Here is a 19197-nt window from a genome sequence, read left to right as displayed (position 1 = left end):
TGTCATCCGTTCGGTGGGTTCGGAGCCTCCCACATATGCGCGTACATCTCGGACACCAACGGCCACACCGTGTTCACACCATCCTCGACGGAATCGACGGCGTCAGCAAGGTCGCCGAACAGAACAAATTCGTGCGGGATCACACGACCGGCTGAGTCGTGACGGCCGAGAGGATCCGGAAAGCGCAGAGCGACGCGTCCGTCGTGGCGGTGCCAAGCGGTCGGTGCGTCCCACTCATCTCCGAAGGCGCGTTCGTATTCTTGGAGCGGGTCGCTATGTCCGGCATCCAGAATGAATCGAAAGCCCCATGTACGCCCTCTAGTGGCCCAGATGACGCTCTCGGAACGCGCGACGGTCATCTCGAATTCCTGATGACCTTGTCCTCGACGCCTCGCTCCAGGTCCAGCTTGAACTGCGTCATCGTCGTTCGCAGGACGTCATTTCGCGCTCTCGCCTTCTCGTTCATCTCCAGGAGTTTCGGCCCCGCCAACGCGACGGCCTCCGCCAGGATCGGCAGCATCGCCTTGGCGATCTTTCCTCCCTTGGGCATTTTGGCCAGGAGCTTCTCGACCGGTGTGAATTTCCCGTCGGCAAGAGCGGCCGCCAACAACTCTGCGCCGTCGGCGAGCGTGTCGAGCACCCGGAAAGGAATGTCGTACTTTGTTTGCCACTGCACACGGCGTTCCAGCGGCAGGATCGACGCCACCGGAAGGATGAGATCGAGGCCAATCCGCCGCGACATATTGATGCCGATCGCACGCGGACTGCCGGCCATACGTTCGAACTTCGCTGACGAGAGCAGCATGAAATCCTCGCCGATCGACAATGCCTCGGGGGCCTCGATGAACCCCGTGATGGTCGAACGGAGACGTTCGATGTCCTCTGCAGCATTGAGAATGACCAGATCACGAAATCTGTCGACATCCCAGTCCGGAAGGAGATCGGCTTTCGACAGGGCCAGGATCCAGATCCTCGGGAACTCGACAATGGGACCGTCCTCGAGCAGATCGTCTTCGAGCCGCGATAACGTCTGTCGAAAGTTGAACATCAACGACTTGAGATAGAGCTCTTCCTCGCCGTGATGGTCGAGCAGCTTTTGGCCGTCCACCAGCAAAATCGCGACGTCTGACCGCAGCAGCGAACGGAAACATTCTGTGCGCCGGTCGCGCTCCCCAGCACTGCTGGGCTCAGCTTCGAACCATTCACCCGGGTAGTCATGCCACGCGAGCCGGAGGACATCGAACGGCCACTTCTTGGCCGCATCGACTTCTGCGCCCTTGAGCTTGACCGAAAAGTAGTACGTGGTGGCCCTGAAGCGAGTGGCTGGCGGCACTGTCGCTTTGTCGCGCATACCGAGAAAATTCTTGTAAAGCCGAATCCCTTGGCCCACCTCGTCGGCCACGAGATCCCACAGATCGTTCTTGTACGAGCCCTCCTGAGCCGGACCGAAGAACGACGAGACCAGAACAGTTTTGCCCGACCCGCTTTCGCCGAAGACTGCAATGTGTTGCTCTCGAACCCTGGGAAACTTGGCCATTCCAGGACGGTATCGCACGACCGCTTGCACGCCTCTTCACGCGTCGACGGTTGCCTCGTCCGCCCGTCCACCGAACTGGATGGCGTCACTGCGACCGCGTCGACGCGAGAACTCAGCTAGCAAGAGCGCCGCGACCGGGCATCGGCGGCGAGCCGACACATCACAGATCGGGCATGTCGGCGGCCTTCTCGATCAGGCCGATCACGTTGCCCTCGGGATCCACCGCATCGCAGTGCGTGGCACCACGAAACGTCCACTGGGTCGAGGCGGACTCGACCGTGCCGCCCGCTGCGGCGAAGCACTCACGTGCCATTGCGAGGGAGTCCACCTCTACGGTCAGCTTGATCGCCGTCGCGCTGCGGCGCGGCGCGGGCACGGCCGACGGAGTCGCGTCGGGTGACCGGACGAGCGTGACCAGACCCACCGACGACGCCATGCCGCGGTAACCCTCGCCGTGATCGACGTCGGTCCAACCCAGGCAGTCGGCGTAGAACCGCTGCATGAGGTCCAGATCGGACACGTAGATCACCGCACCGGCGAGGTTCATATCGGCAGGATACGAGGCCGCGCCACCGCGGCCGCGGGTCACTCGACGAGAGTCAGCGCCTGGGTGGGGCATTCGCTGATGGCCCGGCGCACGGTGTCGATGTTCGCGTCGACCGCGACGTCGTCGACCTGCACCTCGCCGGAGTCCGCGAGTTCGAACACCGCCGGCGCCGCCATCTCACAGTTGCCCGATGCGCAGCAGATGTCCCGATCGACCGTCACGTGCACGCCCGCTCCCCTCTCAGAGCATCCGGCGCAGCAGCTTGACCGCGCGGTCGCTGTACGGCGGATAGATCAGCGACAGATCGGGTTTCGTCGGCTTGGCCAGCACCGCCTTGCGGTGACTGAGCGCCTCGAACCCCCACCGGCCGTGGTAGGCGCCCATGCCGCTGGCACCGACACCGCCGAACGGGAGGCTGGGGATCAGGCAGTGCATGGCGATGTGGTTGACCACCGCGCCGCCCGACGGGATGGCGTCGATCATCTTCTGCCCCAGCGCCTTCGACGAGGTGAACACATAGCTCGCGAGCGGCTTGGGGCGGGCGTTGACGAAGGCGATCGCGGCGTCGGGCGAGTCGACGGTGAGGATCGGGAGGATGGGGCCGAAGATCTCGTTCTCCATCACCGCGTCGTCGGGATCGGGGTCGACGACCACGGTCGGCTCGATGCGGAGGTTCTCGCGGTCGACCCCGCCGCCGAGGGCGATCCGCCCACTGGTGGCGTCGAGGTAACCCGACAGCCGGTCGAACTGCCGATCGTTGACAATCTTCACCGTCGGCTCGGTCTGGTCGGCGCGGAACTCGGCGATGGTGTCACCGATCTTGCGCACCAGCTCGTCGACCACCGAGCGGTCGGCGAGCACGTAGTCGGGCGCGATGCATGTCTGACCCGAGTTCAGCAGCTTGGTCCAGGCGATGCGGCGTGCGGTGACGTCGAGATCGGCGTCGGCGGCGACGTAGACCGGGCTCTTGCCACCCAGTTCCAGGGTCACCGGGGTGAGCGTCGGCGCGGCGGCGGCCATGATCTTCTTGCCGACCTCGGTGCCACCGGTGAACACGGCGTGGTCGAAGCCCATCGCCAACAGATCCTGCGTCGTCGACGCGTCGCCCTCGACGACCCGGAAAGCCTTCGTGTCGAGGTACTGCGGCACGATGCGCGCCAGCAGCGCCGACGAGGCCGGCGCCATCTCCGAGGGCTTGAGCACCGCGCAGTTGCCCGCCGCGATCGCCGCGACCAGCGGGCCGAGGGTGAGGTAGACGGGGTAGTTCCACGGGCCGATCACCAGCACCACGCCTAGCGGCTCGTACTGGACCCAGCCGCGGGCGGGCAGCTGCGCCAGCGGCAGCGACTGCTTCTGTCGCTTCATCCACTTTTTCAGGTTCTTGCGGGCGAAGGTGGCCTCGCCCTTGGTCGAGGCGATGTCACCGAGCCAGGCGTCGAAGCCGGCGCGACCGAGATCGGCGTCGAGCGCGGCGACGATATCGGCCTCGCACTCGTCGAGCATCGTCTCCAGAGCCGTCAACTGCGCGGTGCGCCAACCGATGTCGCGGGTCACACCGGATGCGTGGTACCGACGCAACTCGGCGAGCACGGAGTTCTCGACCGGCTGGGCGGCGGGTGTGGTGGGGAGGGTGGGTGCAGCCATGATGGGTCCTTGTCAGATCTCGGGTGCCGGTACGACGCCGGTGAGGATGCCTCCGCTGAGACCGCCGTCGACGACCAGTCCATGGCCGTTGATCCAGCGCGCGGAGTCGGTGACCAGGAAGATGATCGCGTCGGCGATGTCGTCGGGCTGGGCGTGTCGGCCCAACAGACCTCTGACGCCGTCGAGATTATCTTTGCCCATCGACTCCTCGAAGTCGGGCAGAATCGGGGTTTCCACAGGTCCGGGCAGCACCGCGTTGATGCGCAGCCCCATCTCGACCAGGGCCAGCGACATCGACATCGCGTAGACCGTGGCGACCTCCTTGGAGAAGTTGTAGGCGTTGCCCTCCTGCGGGTGCTCCTTGAACCACGCCGCGCCCTCGTCGAAGGTGTCGGTGGCGAGCAGGTCACGCACCGCATCGAGTCGCAGGGGCCAGTTCATGCCGGCGATCGACGAGACCACCACGATGGAACCGCCCGAGCGCAGCCGCCCGAACATGGCCTCGGTGAGGTGACGTACCGCCAGCGCGTTCACCGCGAGGACGAGGTCACCGGGCGCGGTACCGGGGATGCCGGCGACGTTGATCAGACCGTCGAACTCGCCGTCGAGACTCTCGACCGCGGCGTCGATGCTGCGTGGATTGGCCAGGTCGACCTCGATGTGTGAGGTGACGGCCGCGGTGGGCGTGTTGCGATCGAGGCTGTGCACCTGGGCACCGGCGTCGAGGAGCTTGGTGGCCACCACGTGACCGATACCCGAAGCGGTGCCGGTGACGACGAAACTCGTGCCGCGCAGGTCGTCCATCGTCACTTCTCCAGGGTGTAGGGCAGGGACCGGACGGCATGGACGAAGTTCCCGACGAGGTACTCCGGGTCGCCCAGGGTGAGTCCCGGCGCGCGGGATAGCAACTGGCCGAACAGCTCTCGCAGCTGAGTCTTCGCCAGGAACGCACCCATGCAGTAGTGCGGCCCACCGCCGCCGAAACCGAGATGCGGGTTGGGCGACCGGGTCACGTCGAACGCGGCGGGGGCGTCAAAGGCGTCGGCGTCGCGGTTGCCCGACGGGTAGAGCAGCAGCAGCCACTCGCCGGCCTTGATCTGCTGCCCGCCGAGTTCGGTGTCGACGACGGCGGTGCGCCGGAACGTCATGACCGGGGTCGCGTACCGGACGAACTCCTCGATCGCGGTCGCGGCGTGGCCCTCGAAGTCGTCGACGAGCAGCGAGCGCTGCTCGGGGTTGTCCTGCAGCGCACGGGCCACGAGGCTGATCGTGTTGCGGGTGGTGTCGTTGCCGGCCACCGACAGGAGCACGAAGAACGCCGCGATCTCCTCGTCGGTGAGGTGCTCGCCGTCGACCTCGGCCTCCACCAGGTTCGTCATGAGGTCGTCGCGGGGATCGGCGCGTCGGGCCTCGGCGAGATCGAGGGCGAGACCGAGGAGGGCGACCAACGACTCGTTGAGGACCTCGCCGGGTTCACGTCCCGCGGCGACATCGGGGTCGTTCCACGAGACCATGCCGTCGGCGTGGTGGGCGGCTTCCTCGCGATGCTCCTCGGGCAGGCCCATCATCTCGTAGATGGTCCACATGGGCAGGCGCTTGGACACCTGGGCCACGAAGTCACCCGAGTCGGTGGCGAGGAGATCGTCGACGATGACGCGGGCCTGGTTCTCGATCTGCTCGGTGATCGCCTCGACGCGACGCGGCGTGAAAGCTGCGCTCACGAGCCGCCGCAGCATCGAGTGCCGTTTGCCGTCCATCGCGAGGAACGACATCGCCGCCTCGAGCATCTCCTCGGGCACCTCCTCGACCATCACGCCCTGACCGGAGGTGAACAGCTCGGGGTGCTTGGACACGTACGCGATGTCGGCGTGGCGTGCGACCGCCCAGATGCCCGGTTGCTCGGGTGGGATGAGTGCCCCCTCGACGGGCGGGTGCCAGCTGACCGGGGCGTCGGCGCGCAGACGGGCGAAGGTCGCCTCGCGGTCGGCGGCACTCGCGGCCCAGAACGACAGCGGCGAGATGGTGTCGGGGTGGAAGGTGCGATCGGCGGTGGGTGCGCTCATGGTGGACTTTCTGCGGAGGAGAGCTGGGGGTCGGGAATTCAGACGAGCAGGTCGTCGCGGCCGTCGACGGTGAGTCGCTCGATGTAGGTGGGGAACAACTTCTTCGACAGGGGCGCCAGCTTCAGCAGCGACGCGACGTTGCCCTCGACCTTGATCTTCTTCTTCGCCATGGCCATCGGAAGGTTCACCTTCCCCTGCCAGTAGGCGTTGCCGACGTCGGCGGTCATCGACATCGTCGCGGCCGGTTCCGGTGCGCCCTCGCGCCCGTTGTGCACCGCTCCCGCGGTCGTGTCGATGATGAGGTGCGTCTCGGGATCGCTGAAGTCGAACTCGAGCACGATGCCGGTCTCGGCCAGCTTGGGGCCGAGCTCGGCATCGGCGAAGGCGGTCTCGAAGATGCCCCCGATGTAGGTGGCGACCTCGTCGGAACTGGTGAAACTCACGTCGACCTCCGGTGGGTGTGTGGTGGCGTGGGTCACACTAACATAAGTGAACTTATGGCGTCTAGGCTGAGCGGGTGGTATCGACGACCTCGCGCCAGGCGTACCTGGAGACCGGATTGGGAGTCCTGGCCGATCAGGGCTACGGCGGACTCAAGCTCGCCGAGGTCTGTCGCCGCCTCGGCGTGACCTCGGGCAGCTTCTATCACTTCTTCGCCAACTGGGGCGCCTACACGAGCGAGCTGATCACCCACTGGCACACCGAGAGCACCACGCTGCTGGTGGAAGGTGTTCGCGCCCAGTCGGATCCACGGGCGCGCATCGATGCGCTGCGGGCGATCGGCCTGTCGCTCCCCTACCGCGCGGAGGCCGCGATCCGCACCTGGAGCAGCCTCGACCCCGAGGTGCGCGCGGTGCAGCAGGAAGTCGACTCCCAGCGCATCGACGCACTGGCCGACGCCGCGTTCGACATCCTCGGTGACCGCCGCGGCGCCGACATGTTCGCGAAGTGGTCGATGTACCTGCTGATCGGGTACGAGCAGATCACCATCGACGACGATCCGGATGCGCTCGCGTGGCTGTTCACCCGCGCCGAGCAGGCCCTGATCGGCGGCGAGCTCCGCGGGATCGACGCGTCAGAAGGGTGACAGGAACGCCTGCAGCGCAGCCGAATACAAGGTGATGTCGGCGGCGCCCATCAGTTCGCGGGCGCTGTGCATCGCCAGTTGCGGGGCACCGACATCGACGGTCGACAGACCGGTGCGCGTCGCGGTGATGGGTCCGATCGTCGACCCGCACGGCAGGTCGGCGCGGTGCACGTACCGCTGCAGGGGCACGCCCGCCTGCTCGCAGGCGAGTGCGAACAGGGCCTCGCCGCCGGCGTCGCTGGCGTAGCGCAGGTTCTGGTTCACCTTCAGCACCGGGCCGCCGTTCACCGCGATGCGGTGGGCCGGCTCGTGACGGTCGGGGTAGTTCGGATGCGTCGCGTGGGCCATGTCGCCGGAGACACAGACGCTGGCCGCCATCGTGCGCAGGAACTCCGAACGGTCGCCGCCGCGCCCGGCCACGATCCGCTCCAGCGTCGAGATCAGCAGGTCGGATGCCGCTCCGCGATCCGATGCGCTGCCGACCTCCTCGTGGTCGAACAGCGCCAGCACACGGGTGTGGGCCGAGCCGGAGGCACCGTCGAGCAGAGCGCGCAACCCCGCGTAGCAGGTGCCCTGGTTGTCCAGGCGCGGGGCGCTGATCAGGTCGCCGTCGGCGCCGACCACCGCACTCGGGGCCAGATCGTGGGTCATCAACTCCCAGCCGAGGACGTCGGCGGCGTCGACATCGACACGCGCGCACATCATCTCGACGAACGTCCGGTCACCACCGGTGTCCACGCCCCACACCCCGTTGACGTGCCGCTGCGGGTCGAGGGTGACGCCCTTGCGATCCTCGGAGAGGTGGATGGCGAGCTGCGGCACCCGCAGGATCGGGTCGTCGACCCGGATCAGACGCTGCTCGATCGTGGTGCCGCGACGGATCGCGACGCGTCCGGAGACACCCAGATCGCGGTCGAGCCACGAGTTGAGCCAGGCCCCACCGTAGGGCTCGAGACCGACCATCCGCAGACCCGCCGAGCGGAGTTCGGGGTGCTGCTTGAGGCGCAGGTTGGGGCTGTCGGTGTGCCCGCCGACGATGCGGAAGGCGGTGCCGGCGTCGCGGGCGTCCCAGGCGATGAGAGAACCACCGCGGATCACGAAGTGGGCGCCGGGCTCGGTGGGCCAGGCGTCGGCCTCGTGCAGTTCGGTGTACCCGGCCTCGCGCAGATGCGTTGCCGCCGTGGCGCACACGTGGAACGGCGACGGGGACGCGTCGACGAACTCACACAGTCCCGGCGCGGTCGCCGAGGTGGTGATCGCGGTGTCGGCCACGGGGATCAGGCGGTGGCCAGCACGGCGTCGAGCGCCGAGTAGAACAGCCCGAGACCGTCGTCGCTGGGGCCGGTGAGCGGTTCGGTGGCGTGCTCGGGATGCGGCATGAGGCCGACGATGCGGCCGTCGGCGCTGGAGATGCCGGCGATCGAGCGCATCGATCCGTTCGGGTTGTCCCCGGCGTAGCGGAACACGACGCGGCCCTCGCCCTCGAGTTCGTCGAGCACGTCCTCGGACGCGACGTAGCGACCCTCACCGGATTTCAGCGGAACCAGGATCTCGGCGCCGGGCTCGAAGCGGCTGCTCCACGCCGACGTGGTCGAGGCGACCTCGAGCCACTGGTCACGGCACACGAAGTGCAGACCGATGTTGCGGGTGAGCGCGCCGGGCAGCAGTCCGGCCTCGCACAACACCTGGAAACCGTTGCAGATCCCCAGGATCGGGACGCCGCGGGTGGCGGCCTGCACGACCGAACCCATCATCGGCGCGAACCGCGCGATGGCACCGGCGCGCAGGTAGTCCCCGTAGGAGAAGCCGCCGGGCACCACGACCGCGTCGACTCCCTGCAGGTCGGTGTCGGCGTGCCACAGCTCGACCGGGGTGGCACCGGCGAGACGGACCGCGCGCGAGGCGTCGACGTCGTCGAGGGTGCCGGGGAAGGTGATGACGCCGATGCGCGCCGTCACTGCTCGGCCCGCGAGACCGTGAAGTTCTCGATCACGGTGTTGGCCAGCAACTCCGCCGCGATGCGGTCGAGTGCGACGTCGTCGACGGTGCCGTCGACCTCGAGTTCGAACCGCTTGCCCTGGCGGACATCGGCGATGCCGGAGAAGCCCAGCCGTCCCAGTGCCCCCACGATGGCCTGACCCTGCGGGTCGAGGATCTCCGTCTTGGGCATCACATCGACCACCACACGTGCCATGAGAGTGCGCTCCTGATTCCGATCGACCGGTACTCGATCCTGAGGGTTCTCGATCGAGCAGAGTTTACCGGTCAGGCGGCGCCGCGCCCGGCGGCGACCCCGGTGAGACGGCGGTAGGTGACCGGCGTCAGACCGTGGTGACGCGAGAGGTCGACACAGTCGAGCAGCGTCTGCCGCGCGATGGGGGTCTGCAGGTGCTTCGCCGCGATGGACAGCCGCACCACCCCGCCGCGCCGGGCGGTCCGGTTGGTCGAGACGACCACCATCCGTGCCCACCACGCATCGGCGCGGAAGCCGTCACCGAAGCCCAGGACCCGCGCACGGGTGAACTGGCCGGTGACCAGGTCGTCCCACCCGGTGAAGCCGAGGTTCACACGGAAACCGGCCGCGGGCAGCGCGGCGGTCGCACCGGCCGATGCCGTCCACCGGGGCGCGGCGAACAGTCGCGTCCGCAGGCCGGCCGCCTCGAGCACCCGATCGGCGGCGGCGAGACGCAGCGTGGCCTCGTGGGTGTCGATGACCGCGAACTCGGCGCGGCGTCGCTTCGTGGCCGCCTGGTCGTAGCCGTGCAACACGATCGCGTCGTCACCCGACCGCCGCTCACGCAGCCAGTCGACGGTCTCGGCGTCGTCGTGCAGGCGGTAGCCGTGCTTGAGTCGCGGCGACACCAGCAGCGAGGTGGGCACCTCGCGCCGGGCGAGCTCGTCGACGAAGGCCTGCGTGTCGGTGAGGGTGTCGGCGCGGATCCCCGAGACCGACACATACAACTGTCCTGCCATGACCCCGAGTGTCCATTTCGCAGGTGAGCCGTCGGTTATGTCGCCGTGTACGGCGTGCCAACTCTCAGGAGAGGACCGACTCGATCGCCTCGATGACCTCGGGGGCGTCGGGCTCGGTGCGCGGGCGGAAACGCTTCACGACGGTGCCGTCGGCGTCAATGAGGAACTTCTCGAAATTCCATTGCACGTCGCCGGCCTCGCCGGAATCATCGGACGCCTGGGTCAGCTCGGCGTAGAGCGGATGCCGGTTGTCGCCGTTGACGTCGACCTTCTCCATCAGAGGGAAGGTGACGCCGTAGGTGGTCGAGCAGAACGTCTCGATCTCCTCGGCGGTACCGGGCTCCTGACCCATGAACTGGTTGCACGGCACGCCGACGACGGTGAGCCCGCGATCGCGGTAGTCCTCGGCGATCTTCTCCAACCCGGTGTACTGCGGCGTGAGGCCGCACTTGCTGGCCACGTTGACGACGAGGACGGGGCCGTCGAACTCCGCGAGGCTGGTGTCGGAACCCTGGAGGGTGGTGAGCGGGATGGACTTGATGGAGGTCATGTGTCGAGCGTAGTCACGGGGCTCAGGGGGTGGTCGTGACACGGCTCACAGGCGTTTTCCCTCCGAAGTGCGCCACGTCACAACAATTGCGGTAGCGGCAATAGTTGCGTGGGCATTACCTTTTTCCGGTGACCATCACCGACCCGTCCGCGGACACCGCGGCGTCCACGGAACAGACGTTCGACGTCCTCGTCGAGTTCCTCGGGCGCCTCATGACCACGGCCGAGGTCGATGCGCTCGACAGCCTGTTCAACACCGAGATCTCGTTCTCGCACTTCCGCACCCTCATGGTCCTCGCGGGCCGCGGGCGCGCGTTGTCGGTGAACGAACTCGGTGAGGCGTTGCACCTGTCCGTCGCGGCCACCGGCCGCAACGTGGACAAGCTCGTGGGCCTGGGCCTCGTCGACCGACGCGAGGACAGCCACGACCGACGCATCAAGCGGGTGTCCCTCACCGACGAGGGCCACACCGTGGTCAACGCACATCTCGACAGCAAGGAGGAGCAGTTCCGGCATTTCGTCCACCGGCTGCCCGCCGAGCTGCGCACCAACCTGTACGACGCTCTGCACTCGATAGTCAGCGGCGACTACCTGTCCGAATCCGATCCGGTGTTCGCACACCGGCACCATCAGAAAGTGACCTGATGACCTCCTCGACAACATCGGCCGATCAGGGGTCGGGGCTCGACGCCCGCACCCTGAAGGTCGCCGCCGTGGTCGTGCTCGGCGCGATCATGTCGATCCTCGACACCACGGTCGTGGCCGTGGCGCAGAACACCTTCCAGGACGTGTTCAACACGTCCGCCGCCAACGCCGCCTGGACGGCCACCGGCTACACCCTGGCGCTGGCCGCGGTGATCCCGCTCTCGAGCTGGGCCACAGCGCGTTTCGGCACCAAGAACGTCTACCTGACGTCGCTGGTGCTGTTCGTGCTCGGCTCCATCCTCTGTGCCTTCGCCTGGAACATCGGTTCGCTCGTCGCGTTCCGCATGCTGCAGGGTGCCGGCGGCGGCATGCTGATGCCCGTCGGCATGATGATCCTCACGCGCGCAGCGGGTCCCGAGCGTGTCGGCTCGATCATGGCCGTCCTCGGGATCCCCATGCTGCTCGGCCCCATCGCCGGACCGATCCTCGGTGGCGTGCTCATCGAGTTCGTGTCGTGGCACTGGATCTTCCTGATCAACGTCCCGATCGGCATCCTGGCGATCGCGTATTCGGCGTGGATCCTCGACGGCGAGGAGGAGAAGTCCAAGCCTCCGTTCGACTTCGTCGGGCTGCTGCTGCTCTCCCCCGGTCTCGCGGTGTTCCTCTACGGCGTCTCGTCGTCGAACTCCGAGGGCACATTCATGTCGGCGAAGGTGTTGATCCCCATGGTGATCGGCGCCGCGCTGATCATCTCGTTCGTGGTCCACGCCCTGCGCGGCAAGACCCCGCTGCTCGATCTGCGGCTGTTCCGCAACCGCACGTTGAGCATCACCGTCGTCACGTTCACGTTCTTCCTGATCGCGTTCTTCGGTGCGTCGCTGCTGTTCCCGCAGTACTTCATCGGCGTGCGTGGTGAGTCGACCCTGATGGCCGGCCTGCTGGTCGCCCCGCAGGGACTCGGCGCGATGCTGACGATGCCGATCGCCGGCCGCATGACCGACAAGATCGGCCCCGGCAAGTTCGTGCTCACCGGCATCGTGTTGATCGCGATCGGTCTCGGCGTGTTCATGTTCCTCGGCGCCGACACCTCGTACTGGCTGCTCGGCGGCGCCCTGTTCGTGCAGGGTCTCGGCATGGGCATGTCGATGATGCCGATGATGTCGGCCGCGCTGGCCACCCTGAAGGCCGAGAGCGTCGCCGACGGCTCGACCCTGGTCAACGTCGTCCAGCAGACCGCCGCCTCCATCGGCACCGCGGTCATCTCGGTGATCCTCGCGACCAACCTCAAGGGGCTGGCCGCACCGACACCGAGCGCCTCGGCGGGCGCCTTCGGCGACACCTTCGTCGTCGCCGTGGTGCTCATCGTGATCTGCCTGGTGCCCGCGTTCTTCCTGCCGCGCAAGAAGATCGCCGTCGCCACCCCGGTCGACGAGAACGGCGAGCCCGTCAAGGCCGCCCCGGTGATGATGCACTGAGCTGAATCTCGACCCGAGAGGCCCCGCTGGTAGCTGCACACCAGCGGGGCCTCTCTGTGCACGACCCCAGTGGGGCCGTAGTTTCCGCCAGTTGGGCCGTCGTTTCCGCCAGTTGGGCCGTCGTTCGCGTCAGCTGGGCCTTCGTTCGCGTCAGTCGGGCCGATACTCCGCTGTCGGCGGCCGGGTGAAACCAGACGGCCCTCGACACCGTCGAACGTGTCATGGCATTCGGCGAGCACCCGCTGTGGGGCACAGCGCACATCATCCGAGCAGACGCTCACGCACACGACGTGCGGCGTGACTGTCACCGTCTCCATCGCGGGGTCTACATCGAGCCCGGAACCGATCTCTCCCCCGTCGACGTCATCCGCGCGGCGGCGATGCGGGCCGGACCCGGTGCCATCGTCGCCGGCACGAGCGCTGCCGTCCTGCACGGGGCGAAGTTCGTCGACACCGGAGGCGAGGTCGAACTGATCCGCGACCTCAGCGGTCACGGACGTACGCGCAACGACGTCCACATCGTCCGCACCGACGGCCTCGAACCGGAAATGATCGACGTGGTCGACGGAATCGCGGTCACGTCCCCGATTCGGACCGCCTACGACCTCGGCCGGAGAACTCCTGCGTGGATGGCCCTCGGCCGCCTCGACGCCCTCGCCGCCGCAACGGACCTCCACCTCGGGCAGCTGTGGTCATACGTCCGAGACCACCCCCGGACGAAAGGGATTCGGCAGATGCGGGAACTGGTCCCGTTGATCGACCCGTTCGCCGAGTCACCCGGCGAGAGCTGGCTGCGGTGGGTCATGATCCAGGGCAAGCTGCCGAAACCGGAGACGCAGATCGAGGTCCTCGGTCCACGAGGTGAACTGCTCGCGCGATTCGACCTCGGATACCGCCGATACAAGGTGGGCATCGACTACGACGGCGTCGAATTCCATACGTCCCCCGCCGACCGGGCGCATGACCGTCGCCGAGACCTCGCTGTCCGAAACCGGGGCTGGGAGCCGATCCGAGTCGACTCGGCGACTCTGTCTCCCCACCCCGACGCAGTGATCCGCACGATCACCGACGCCCTCGTGATCCGCGGATATCGCCCGTCCGAGGAGAAACGACGGCCCAACTGACGCGAACGACGGCCCAACTGGCGGAAACAAAGGCCCAACTGGCGGGGTGGGGTTGGGGAAGAAGTCAGAGGGCTCGGGTCTGGCGAAGGACCCAGGCGTGTTCGAAGGCGACTTCCTCCCACTGCTTGTAGCGGCCGCTGACGCCACCGTGTCCGGCGCTCATCTCCGTCTTCAGCAGGATCGGGTTGTCCGACGTCGTGGTGTCCTGCAGGCGCACCACCCATTTCGCGGCCTCGGTGTACATCACGCGGGTGTCGTTGAGCGAGGTGATCGCCAGGATCGACGGGTACGGCTTGGCCTCGACGTTCTCGTACGGCGAGTAGCTCTTCATGTACTCGTAGACCTCGGCGTTTTCGAGCGGGTTGCCCCACTCGTCCCACTCGATCACGGTCAGCGGCAACGACGGGTCCAGGATCGACGTCAACGGATCGACGAACGGGACGACCGCGAGGATGCCGTTGAACAGCTCGGGCGCGAGGTTGGCGACGGCACCGATGAGCAGTCCGCCGGCCGAGCCACCCTCCCCCACCAGCTGCGACGGCGTCGTCGCGCCAGTGTCGACGAGATACCTTGCGGCGTCGACGAAGTCGGTGAAGGTGTTCTTTTTCGTGAGCGTCTTGCCGTTCTCGTACCAGTGCCGCCCCATCTCGCCACCGCCGCGGATGTGGGCGATGACGAACACGACACCGCGGTCGAGCAGCGACAGCCGCGCGATCGAGAAACCGGGGTCCATGCTCGCCTCGTAGGAGCCGTATCCGTAGAGCAGCGTGGGCGCCGGCCGCGACACACCCTTGCGGCTCACGATCGACAACGGGATCTGCGTGCCGTCGGCGGCGGTGACCCACTCGCGCTTCTGCTCGTAGTCGGCCGGGTCGTAATCCCCCAGCACCACTTGCCGTTTGAGCAGGATCCGCTCGCCGGTGCGCACGTCGAGGTCGATGACCTCGGTGGGCTCGATGAAGCTCGAGTAGCCGATACGCAGGCGAGGCGCGGCCCATTCGGGGTTGCCGGCGAGGCCTGCGGTCGACAGAGGCTCGTCGAAGGTCACCTCTTCGAACGACACCTCCGTCGAACTCGCGGCGTCGCGGATGTCGGCGATCGAGATCCGCGGGGTCGCACCGCGGCGATAGCTGAGCACCAACTGGTCGGCGAACGCGTCGACACCCTCGATGCGCATCTCGTCGGAGTGCGGCACGAGAACCCGCGTGTCGGTCGGGTCGTCCGCCGGGGCGTCGAGCAACTCGAAGTTCTCGGCGTTCTCGTTGTGGGTGATGAGGAATCGGTCCTCACCCGCGATGACGGCGTGTTCGACGTCGTACTCGACGCCGTCGCGTCGTGGCCACACCACGCGGAACTCGCCGGTCGGGTCGTCGGCGGGCAGCACGTGCACCTCGGAGGTGATCTTCGAACCCAGCCCGATCATGAGGTACTTGTCGCTGCGCGTACCGCCGATGCCGACCCAGAACCGCTCGTCGGGTTCGTGGAAGACGGACACGTCGTCGGTGCCGGCGCCCAGGTCGTGGCGCCACACCGTGTCTGGCCGCCATGCGTCGTCGACGGTGAGATAGAAGATGTGCTTGCCGTCGTGCGACCACGTCGCCCCGGGCGCGGTGTTCTCGACCGTCTCGGTCAACATCTCACCGCTGCGAAGGTCCTTGAACCGCAGCGTGTATCGCTCGTCGCCCTTGACGTCGACGCTGTAGGCGAGCAGATCGCCGTCGTCGGTCACCGAGAACGCTCCGAGGCTGTAGAAGTCGGTGCCCTCGGCGTCGAGGTTGGAGTCGAGCAGCACCTGCTCGCCGGGCAGCGGGTCGTCGCCCGACACCGTCGGCGGGTCCCAGTCGTCGTCGCCCGCGATCGGCGCACGACACCGCAGCGGGTACTGCTTGCCCTCCAGCGTCCGCGCGTAGTACCAGTATCGGCCCCGCCGCGACGGCACCGACATGTCGGTTTCCTGTGTGCGCGCCTTGATCTCGCCGTAGATCGTCGAGCGCAGATCGGCCAGTTCGGCGGTGTCGGCCTCGGTGAGCGCGTTCTGCGCCTCGAGGAAGGCGATGACCTCCGGATCGTCCTTCTCCCGCAGCCACTCGTAGTTGTCGACGACCTCGTCGCCGTGGTGGACGCGGGTGACCGGGACCTTCTTGGCGGCGGGTACCTGTGGCGCGGCGGTCATTGCTCCTCCTTCGGCCAGTCGCGAAACGACAGACCCGAGATACGTTCGTAGGCATCGATGTAGCGACTGCGCGTGCGCTCGGCGACGTCGTCGGGCAGCGGCGGTGGCGGCCCGTCGGCGGCCTTGTCCCACCCGGAGTCGGGGCCGGTGAGCCAGTTGCGCACGATCTGCTTGTCGAAACTCGGCTGCACCTGCCCCGGCGTGTAGGTCTGCGCGTCCCAGTATCGGGAACTGTCCGGGGTCATCACCTCGTCCGCCAGCACGAGACCGCCGTCGGTGTCGATGCCGAACTCGAACTTGGTGTCGGCCAGAATGATCCCACGCTCACGCGCCAGTTCGACCCCGCGCGTATAGATGTCGAGGGTCAGCGACCGAGCTGCGTGCGCCACATCGGTACCGACCTTCTCGACGACGGCGTCGAAGTCGATGTTCTCGTCGTGGTCGCCGATGTCGGCCTTGCTCGCGGGCGTGAAGATCGGTTCGGGCAGCTGCGACGCCTCGTCGAGACCGGCGGGCAGCGCGATGCCGCACACCGCGCCGTTCGCGCGGTAGTCGAGGAGCCCCGACCCGGTGAGGTAGCCGCGGGCAACGCATTCCACCGGCAGCATCGGCAGCTTCCGCACCACCATCGACCGCCCCAGGACCGAGCCCGGGATGCGCGCATCGGTGGCGTCGCCGGCGAGGTGGTGGGGCACGCCGAGAGTGTCGAACCAGTAGAACGACATCGCCGTCAACACCCGTCCCTTGTCGGGGATCGGTGTGGAGAGGATGTGGTCGAAGGCGGAGATCCGGTCCGACGACACCATCAGCAACGTGTCGTCGTCGATCTCGTAGAGCTCGCGGACCTTGCCCGACGCCACGTGGCGATAGGACTCGAGGGTGGGGCGCATCCCTTCAGGCTAGTGGCGCGACCCCGCCGGCCGGTGTCGCGGGGATGGCAGGACCCCCGCGGTGACGTTGCACCCATCACACGACCACGACACCGACTTGCGAGGAGCCACCATGGCCGACGACGCCACCGCCCTGCACGACGTCCTCGTCGACGCGTTCACCCGCGTCGACGACGCCGTCGCCTCCCTCACCGACCAGGCCGATCCGGCCGTGCTCACGCACCGGATCGACGCCGACGCGAACTCCATCGCCTGGCTCATCTGGCACTCGGCGCGGGTCGTCGACGACCACATCACCGGGTTGTCGGGCCGCGATCAGCTGTGGCCGCAGTGGCGCGACCGGTTCGACCTGCCGTTCGACGAGTGGGCCACCGGGTACGGGCAGTCGAGTGACGAGGTCGCCGCGGTACCCGGGGACTCCGAGGCGCTCGCCGGGTATTTCCACGCCGTGCACGAGGCAACGCTGGAGTACGTCCGCGGTGTCGATGCCGACGAGATCGAGCGCGTCGTCGACGACAACTGGGACCCGCCGGTCACCGCGGGGGTCCGTCTGGTCAGCGTCGTCAACGACATCACCCTGCACATCGGCCAGGCCCAGTTCATCGCGGGCGTGGCCGAACGGGCCACGGCCTCGGGGTAGACGCCGACCACACCCGGCCCGAAGATTGACGGCCGTCACATCCGGACGGCGGCCGACGACTGGTCACATTCCCTCATCTGAATTCGCGGCATGTCAGATCGCTTGCGCAGGATGTGTCCACGCGGTCGCCCGGGAGGTCGGGTGGTCTCTCGTCCTGGTGGTCGCGACATCTGTGTGTGGACGATCGCACGCATCAGCCGGGGGGCCGAGACAGTGCTCGACAGACGAACGTTCATGACCGGGGTGACGACGGCCGCCGCCGGCGTCGCCGCCACCGCAGCCCTGGGCCCGGTGGCCGGTCGGGCGACGGCTTTGCCCGCCGGTGAACCCGCATACCGGGCACTGGTCCCCGAGATCTACCGCCGGGTGCCGTCAGCACCGGCGTTCAGCGACACCATCGTGGTGGGCACCGGGTTCGGGGCCGCCGTCACCGCGTTGCGGCTGGGGCAAGCGGGGCTCGACGTCACCGTCCTCGAACGCGGCTCCCGGTGGCCGATCGACCCGCGTCGCGCGATCTTCGCCAACGATGTGGTCCCCGACGGCCGTGGCTACTGGCGACGCACCGTCAATCCTGTTCCGCTGACGGGTCTCCCGCAGATCCCGGTCGACTCTTTCGGTGGCGTACTCGAGGCCACCGAGCACGGCGATCTCGAGGTCTGGCGGGGCGCGGGTGTCGGCGGCGGTTCGCTCGTGTTCACCGGTGCCCTGGTGCGACCCGAGCGGAGGTTCTTCGAGGCGGCGTTCGGCACCACTCTCGACCACGACGCGATGACCCCGTACTACGCTCGCGCACTTCGGGGTCTACGCGGTTCGCCCATGCCCGGTGACGTGTTGGCGTCGGGTCCTTTCACCCATTCCCGCGTGTGGGACGCCCAGGCCCGGCGCGCCGGGTACGCGCTGCAACGCATCGACGGCATCTGGGACTGGGACATCGTCCGCGCCGAACTGCGAGGTGCCGCGCGACCGTCGGCGATCATCGGTGAATCGAACCTGGGCAACGCCGACGGCAGCAAGAACGACCTGCGCTCGACCTATCTCCGACAGGCCGAAGCCACCGGCCGCGTCCGCATCCACCCGCGTCACGAGGTCCTCGACATCGGCCGTGACACATCCGGATTCGTGCTCACCGTCGCCGAACTCGCACCCGACGCGACCGTCATCCGTCGCCGCACCATCGGCTGCCGTCGCCTGTTCCTCGGAGCGGGCTCGATGGGCACCTCGGCGCTGCTGGTCCGCGCTCGCGACACCGGCACGCTGCCGGACCTGACCGCTGCGGTCGGTCAGGGCTGGGGCACCAACGGCGACGCTGCCCTGGTCCGCGGTCCCGACCTCCGTGCGAACGGTCTCGTCCAGGCGTCGCCGTCGGCGACGAGAATCGTCGACGAGTCCACCGGAACCGCTGTGTCGCTGGAGAACTGGTACGTGCCGGGCAACCCGATCGACCTGTCACTGATCGGCTCGCTGGGCATGGTGCTCGACACCACCCGCGGCAGTTTCGTCCTCGACCGTTCCACCGGCACGGTCGATCTGCGATGGCCGCGTGGCGGTAACCGTGATGTCGAGAGCGCGTTGCGCACGGTGCACACCCGCATCGCCGAACGCAGCGGGATCGGTGTCGGCGCAGGGCCGTTGGCCAAGGACGTGAACACGCGGTTCACGGCCCACCCCCTCGGTGGTGTCGTGCTCGGACGGGCCACCGACACCCACGGTCGGGTGAACGGCTACCGCGACCTGTACGTCGTCGACGGCGCACTGATCCCGGGCACCACGGGTACGGCGAACCCGTCGTTGACCATCACCGCGCTCGCCGAGCGCAACATCGAGGCGGTCATCGCCGCAGCCGGATGATC

Annotated in this window: 21 protein-coding genes; 6 read left to right on the top strand and 15 right to left on the bottom strand. The window is 67.6% G+C overall.

All coding sequences use genetic code 11. The features are described from left to right. Positions 1-2 precede the first annotated feature (2 nt). The 8 genes from ACQ7HM_RS13930 to ACQ7HM_RS13895 all read right to left on the bottom strand — a co-directional run bounded on the left by ACQ7HM_RS13930 (position 3) and on the right by ACQ7HM_RS13895 (position 6234). Complete coding sequence (locus ACQ7HM_RS13930) at positions 3-359, bottom strand: hypothetical protein (protein WP_434216825.1); 357 nt, start codon at positions 357-359, stop codon at positions 3-5. Then, entirely contained in the window at positions 356-1537 is a 1182-nt protein-coding gene (locus tag ACQ7HM_RS13925; protein WP_434216824.1) for a TRAFAC clade GTPase domain-containing protein, read from the bottom strand. Before ACQ7HM_RS13925 ends, ACQ7HM_RS13930 begins: the two co-directional genes overlap by 4 nt. Before the next feature lie 160 nt (positions 1538-1697). Further along, positions 1698-2084: a VOC family protein gene (locus ACQ7HM_RS13920; RefSeq protein WP_434216823.1), complete on the bottom strand. Its 387-nt coding sequence runs from the start codon at positions 2082-2084 to the stop codon at positions 1698-1700. A gap of 38 nt (positions 2085-2122) precedes the next feature. Then, a complete protein-coding gene (locus tag ACQ7HM_RS13915; protein WP_434216822.1) occupies positions 2123-2311 on the bottom strand; it encodes a ferredoxin in 189 nt (62 codons plus the stop codon). A gap of 13 nt (positions 2312-2324) precedes the next feature. Continuing rightward, positions 2325-3728: an aldehyde dehydrogenase family protein gene (locus ACQ7HM_RS13910; protein WP_434216821.1), complete on the bottom strand. Its 1404-nt coding sequence runs from the start codon at positions 3726-3728 to the stop codon at positions 2325-2327. A gap of 12 nt (positions 3729-3740) precedes the next feature. Continuing rightward, positions 3741-4532, bottom strand: a complete 792-nt coding sequence (locus ACQ7HM_RS13905) for a coniferyl-alcohol dehydrogenase (RefSeq protein ID WP_434216964.1) — start codon at positions 4530-4532, stop codon at positions 3741-3743. Between the two features lie 2 nt (positions 4533-4534). After that, positions 4535-5791, bottom strand: coding sequence for a cytochrome P450 (locus tag ACQ7HM_RS13900; protein WP_434216820.1), 1257 nt, complete (start codon positions 5789-5791; stop codon positions 4535-4537). Positions 5792-5829: 38 nt separating this feature from the next. Beyond that, the gene (locus tag ACQ7HM_RS13895; RefSeq protein ID WP_434216819.1) at positions 5830-6234 is read right to left on the bottom strand and encodes an SCP2 sterol-binding domain-containing protein; all 405 of its coding nucleotides are present in this window, start codon (positions 6232-6234) and stop codon (positions 5830-5832) included. A gap of 74 nt (positions 6235-6308) precedes the next feature. Between ACQ7HM_RS13895 and ACQ7HM_RS13890 the strand changes: the two genes are divergently transcribed. Beyond that, positions 6309-6878, top strand: coding sequence for a TetR/AcrR family transcriptional regulator (locus ACQ7HM_RS13890; RefSeq protein WP_434216818.1), 570 nt, complete (start codon positions 6309-6311; stop codon positions 6876-6878). On the opposite strand, the gene ACQ7HM_RS13885 is transcribed toward ACQ7HM_RS13890, so the two are convergent. The 5 genes from ACQ7HM_RS13885 to ACQ7HM_RS13865 all read right to left on the bottom strand — a co-directional run bounded on the left by ACQ7HM_RS13885 (position 6867) and on the right by ACQ7HM_RS13865 (position 10401). Continuing rightward, entirely contained in the window at positions 6867-8150 is a 1284-nt protein-coding gene (locus tag ACQ7HM_RS13885) for a M18 family aminopeptidase (RefSeq protein WP_434216817.1), read from the bottom strand. The two genes, ACQ7HM_RS13890 and ACQ7HM_RS13885, sit on opposite strands and share 12 nt — an antisense overlap. Before the next feature lie 5 nt (positions 8151-8155). Beyond that, positions 8156-8836 (bottom strand): phosphoribosylformylglycinamidine synthase subunit PurQ, encoded by a 681-nt coding sequence (purQ, locus tag ACQ7HM_RS13880; protein ID WP_434216816.1) that lies wholly within the window; start codon positions 8834-8836, stop codon positions 8156-8158. Further along, positions 8833-9072: a phosphoribosylformylglycinamidine synthase subunit PurS gene (gene purS / locus ACQ7HM_RS13875; protein ID WP_434216815.1), complete on the bottom strand. Its 240-nt coding sequence runs from the start codon at positions 9070-9072 to the stop codon at positions 8833-8835. The genes purQ and purS overlap by 4 nt, the downstream gene beginning before the upstream one ends. 71 nt (positions 9073-9143) lie before the next feature. After that, the gene (locus ACQ7HM_RS13870) at positions 9144-9851 is read right to left on the bottom strand and encodes a DUF2334 domain-containing protein (RefSeq protein WP_434216814.1); all 708 of its coding nucleotides are present in this window, start codon (positions 9849-9851) and stop codon (positions 9144-9146) included. A 64-nt stretch (positions 9852-9915) separates the two neighbouring features. After that, the gene (locus ACQ7HM_RS13865) at positions 9916-10401 is read right to left on the bottom strand and encodes a glutathione peroxidase (protein WP_434216813.1); all 486 of its coding nucleotides are present in this window, start codon (positions 10399-10401) and stop codon (positions 9916-9918) included. A 128-nt stretch (positions 10402-10529) separates the two neighbouring features. Between ACQ7HM_RS13865 and ACQ7HM_RS13860 the strand changes: the two genes are divergently transcribed. The 3 genes from ACQ7HM_RS13860 to ACQ7HM_RS13850 all read left to right on the top strand — a co-directional run bounded on the left by ACQ7HM_RS13860 (position 10530) and on the right by ACQ7HM_RS13850 (position 13644). Further along, positions 10530-11045 carry a MarR family winged helix-turn-helix transcriptional regulator gene (locus tag ACQ7HM_RS13860; RefSeq protein WP_434216812.1) on the top strand — a complete coding sequence of 172 codons (516 nt, stop codon included), beginning with the start codon at positions 10530-10532 and terminating at the stop codon, positions 11043-11045. After that, the gene (locus ACQ7HM_RS13855) at positions 11045-12520 is read left to right on the top strand and encodes a DHA2 family efflux MFS transporter permease subunit (RefSeq protein WP_434216811.1); all 1476 of its coding nucleotides are present in this window, start codon (positions 11045-11047) and stop codon (positions 12518-12520) included. Before ACQ7HM_RS13860 ends, ACQ7HM_RS13855 begins: the two co-directional genes overlap by 1 nt. Before the next feature lie 221 nt (positions 12521-12741). Then, a complete protein-coding gene (locus ACQ7HM_RS13850; RefSeq protein WP_434216810.1) occupies positions 12742-13644 on the top strand; it encodes a hypothetical protein in 903 nt (300 codons plus the stop codon). 64 nt (positions 13645-13708) lie between these two features. Here ACQ7HM_RS13850 and ACQ7HM_RS13845 read toward each other — a convergent pair whose 3' ends face one another. Together ACQ7HM_RS13845 and ACQ7HM_RS13840 are read right to left on the bottom strand one after the other, a co-directional pair. Further along, positions 13709-15817: a S9 family peptidase gene (locus ACQ7HM_RS13845; RefSeq protein ID WP_434216809.1), complete on the bottom strand. Its 2109-nt coding sequence runs from the start codon at positions 15815-15817 to the stop codon at positions 13709-13711. Continuing rightward, on the bottom strand, positions 15814-16707 hold the full coding sequence (locus ACQ7HM_RS13840; RefSeq protein ID WP_434216808.1) for a phosphoribosylaminoimidazolesuccinocarboxamide synthase: 894 nt from the start codon (positions 16705-16707) through the stop codon (positions 15814-15816). Before ACQ7HM_RS13840 ends, ACQ7HM_RS13845 begins: the two co-directional genes overlap by 4 nt. A gap of 112 nt (positions 16708-16819) precedes the next feature. On the opposite strand from ACQ7HM_RS13840, the gene ACQ7HM_RS13835 reads away from it, so the two are divergent. Both ACQ7HM_RS13835 and ACQ7HM_RS13830 read left to right on the top strand, forming a co-directional pair. Beyond that, complete coding sequence (locus ACQ7HM_RS13835; protein ID WP_434216807.1) at positions 16820-17347, top strand: mycothiol transferase; 528 nt, start codon at positions 16820-16822, stop codon at positions 17345-17347. Between the two features lie 234 nt (positions 17348-17581). Beyond that, positions 17582-19195, top strand: a complete 1614-nt coding sequence (locus tag ACQ7HM_RS13830; RefSeq protein ID WP_434216806.1) for a GMC oxidoreductase — start codon at positions 17582-17584, stop codon at positions 19193-19195. Positions 19196-19197: the final 2 nt, after the last annotated feature.

This window comes from Williamsia sp. MIQD14, assembly GCF_051025635.1.
In the GTDB taxonomy this organism is placed as follows: Bacteria; Actinomycetota; Actinomycetes; order Mycobacteriales; family Mycobacteriaceae; genus Williamsia_A.
Note: the sequence above shows the minus strand (reverse complement) of the source record. Positions and strands in the feature narration are given on the sequence as shown.

What these genes read in the sequence shown, in the direction of transcription:
- ACQ7HM_RS13930 (WP_434216825.1), bottom strand. Translation starts at nt 359, where the DNA reads ATGACCGTCGCGCGTTCCGAGAGCGTCATCTGGGCCACTAGAGGGCGT.
- ACQ7HM_RS13925 (WP_434216824.1), bottom strand. Translation starts at nt 1,537, where the DNA reads ATGGCCAAGTTTCCCAGGGTTCGAGAGCAACACATTGCAGTCTTCGGC.
- ACQ7HM_RS13920 (WP_434216823.1), bottom strand. Translation starts at nt 2,084, where the DNA reads ATGAACCTCGCCGGTGCGGTGATCTACGTGTCCGATCTGGACCTCATG.
- ACQ7HM_RS13910 (WP_434216821.1), bottom strand. Translation starts at nt 3,728, where the DNA reads ATGGCTGCACCCACCCTCCCCACCACACCCGCCGCCCAGCCGGTCGAG.
- ACQ7HM_RS13905 (WP_434216964.1), bottom strand. Translation starts at nt 4,532, where the DNA reads ATGGACGACCTGCGCGGCACGAGTTTCGTCGTCACCGGCACCGCTTCG.
- ACQ7HM_RS13900 (WP_434216820.1), bottom strand. Translation starts at nt 5,791, where the DNA reads ATGAGCGCACCCACCGCCGATCGCACCTTCCACCCCGACACCATCTCG.
- purS (WP_434216815.1), bottom strand. Translation starts at nt 9,072, where the DNA reads ATGGCACGTGTGGTGGTCGATGTGATGCCCAAGACGGAGATCCTCGAC.
- ACQ7HM_RS13870 (WP_434216814.1), bottom strand. Translation starts at nt 9,851, where the DNA reads ATGGCAGGACAGTTGTATGTGTCGGTCTCGGGGATCCGCGCCGACACC.
- ACQ7HM_RS13865 (WP_434216813.1), bottom strand. Translation starts at nt 10,401, where the DNA reads ATGACCTCCATCAAGTCCATCCCGCTCACCACCCTCCAGGGTTCCGAC.
- ACQ7HM_RS13855 (WP_434216811.1), top strand. Translation starts at nt 11,045, where the DNA reads ATGACCTCCTCGACAACATCGGCCGATCAGGGGTCGGGGCTCGACGCC.
- ACQ7HM_RS13850 (WP_434216810.1), top strand. Translation starts at nt 12,742, where the DNA reads ATGGCATTCGGCGAGCACCCGCTGTGGGGCACAGCGCACATCATCCGA.
- ACQ7HM_RS13845 (WP_434216809.1), bottom strand. Translation starts at nt 15,817, where the DNA reads ATGACCGCCGCGCCACAGGTACCCGCCGCCAAGAAGGTCCCGGTCACC.
- ACQ7HM_RS13840 (WP_434216808.1), bottom strand. Translation starts at nt 16,707, where the DNA reads ATGCGCCCCACCCTCGAGTCCTATCGCCACGTGGCGTCGGGCAAGGTC.
- ACQ7HM_RS13835 (WP_434216807.1), top strand. Translation starts at nt 16,820, where the DNA reads ATGGCCGACGACGCCACCGCCCTGCACGACGTCCTCGTCGACGCGTTC.
- ACQ7HM_RS13830 (WP_434216806.1), top strand. Translation starts at nt 17,582, where the DNA reads ATGACCGGGGTGACGACGGCCGCCGCCGGCGTCGCCGCCACCGCAGCC.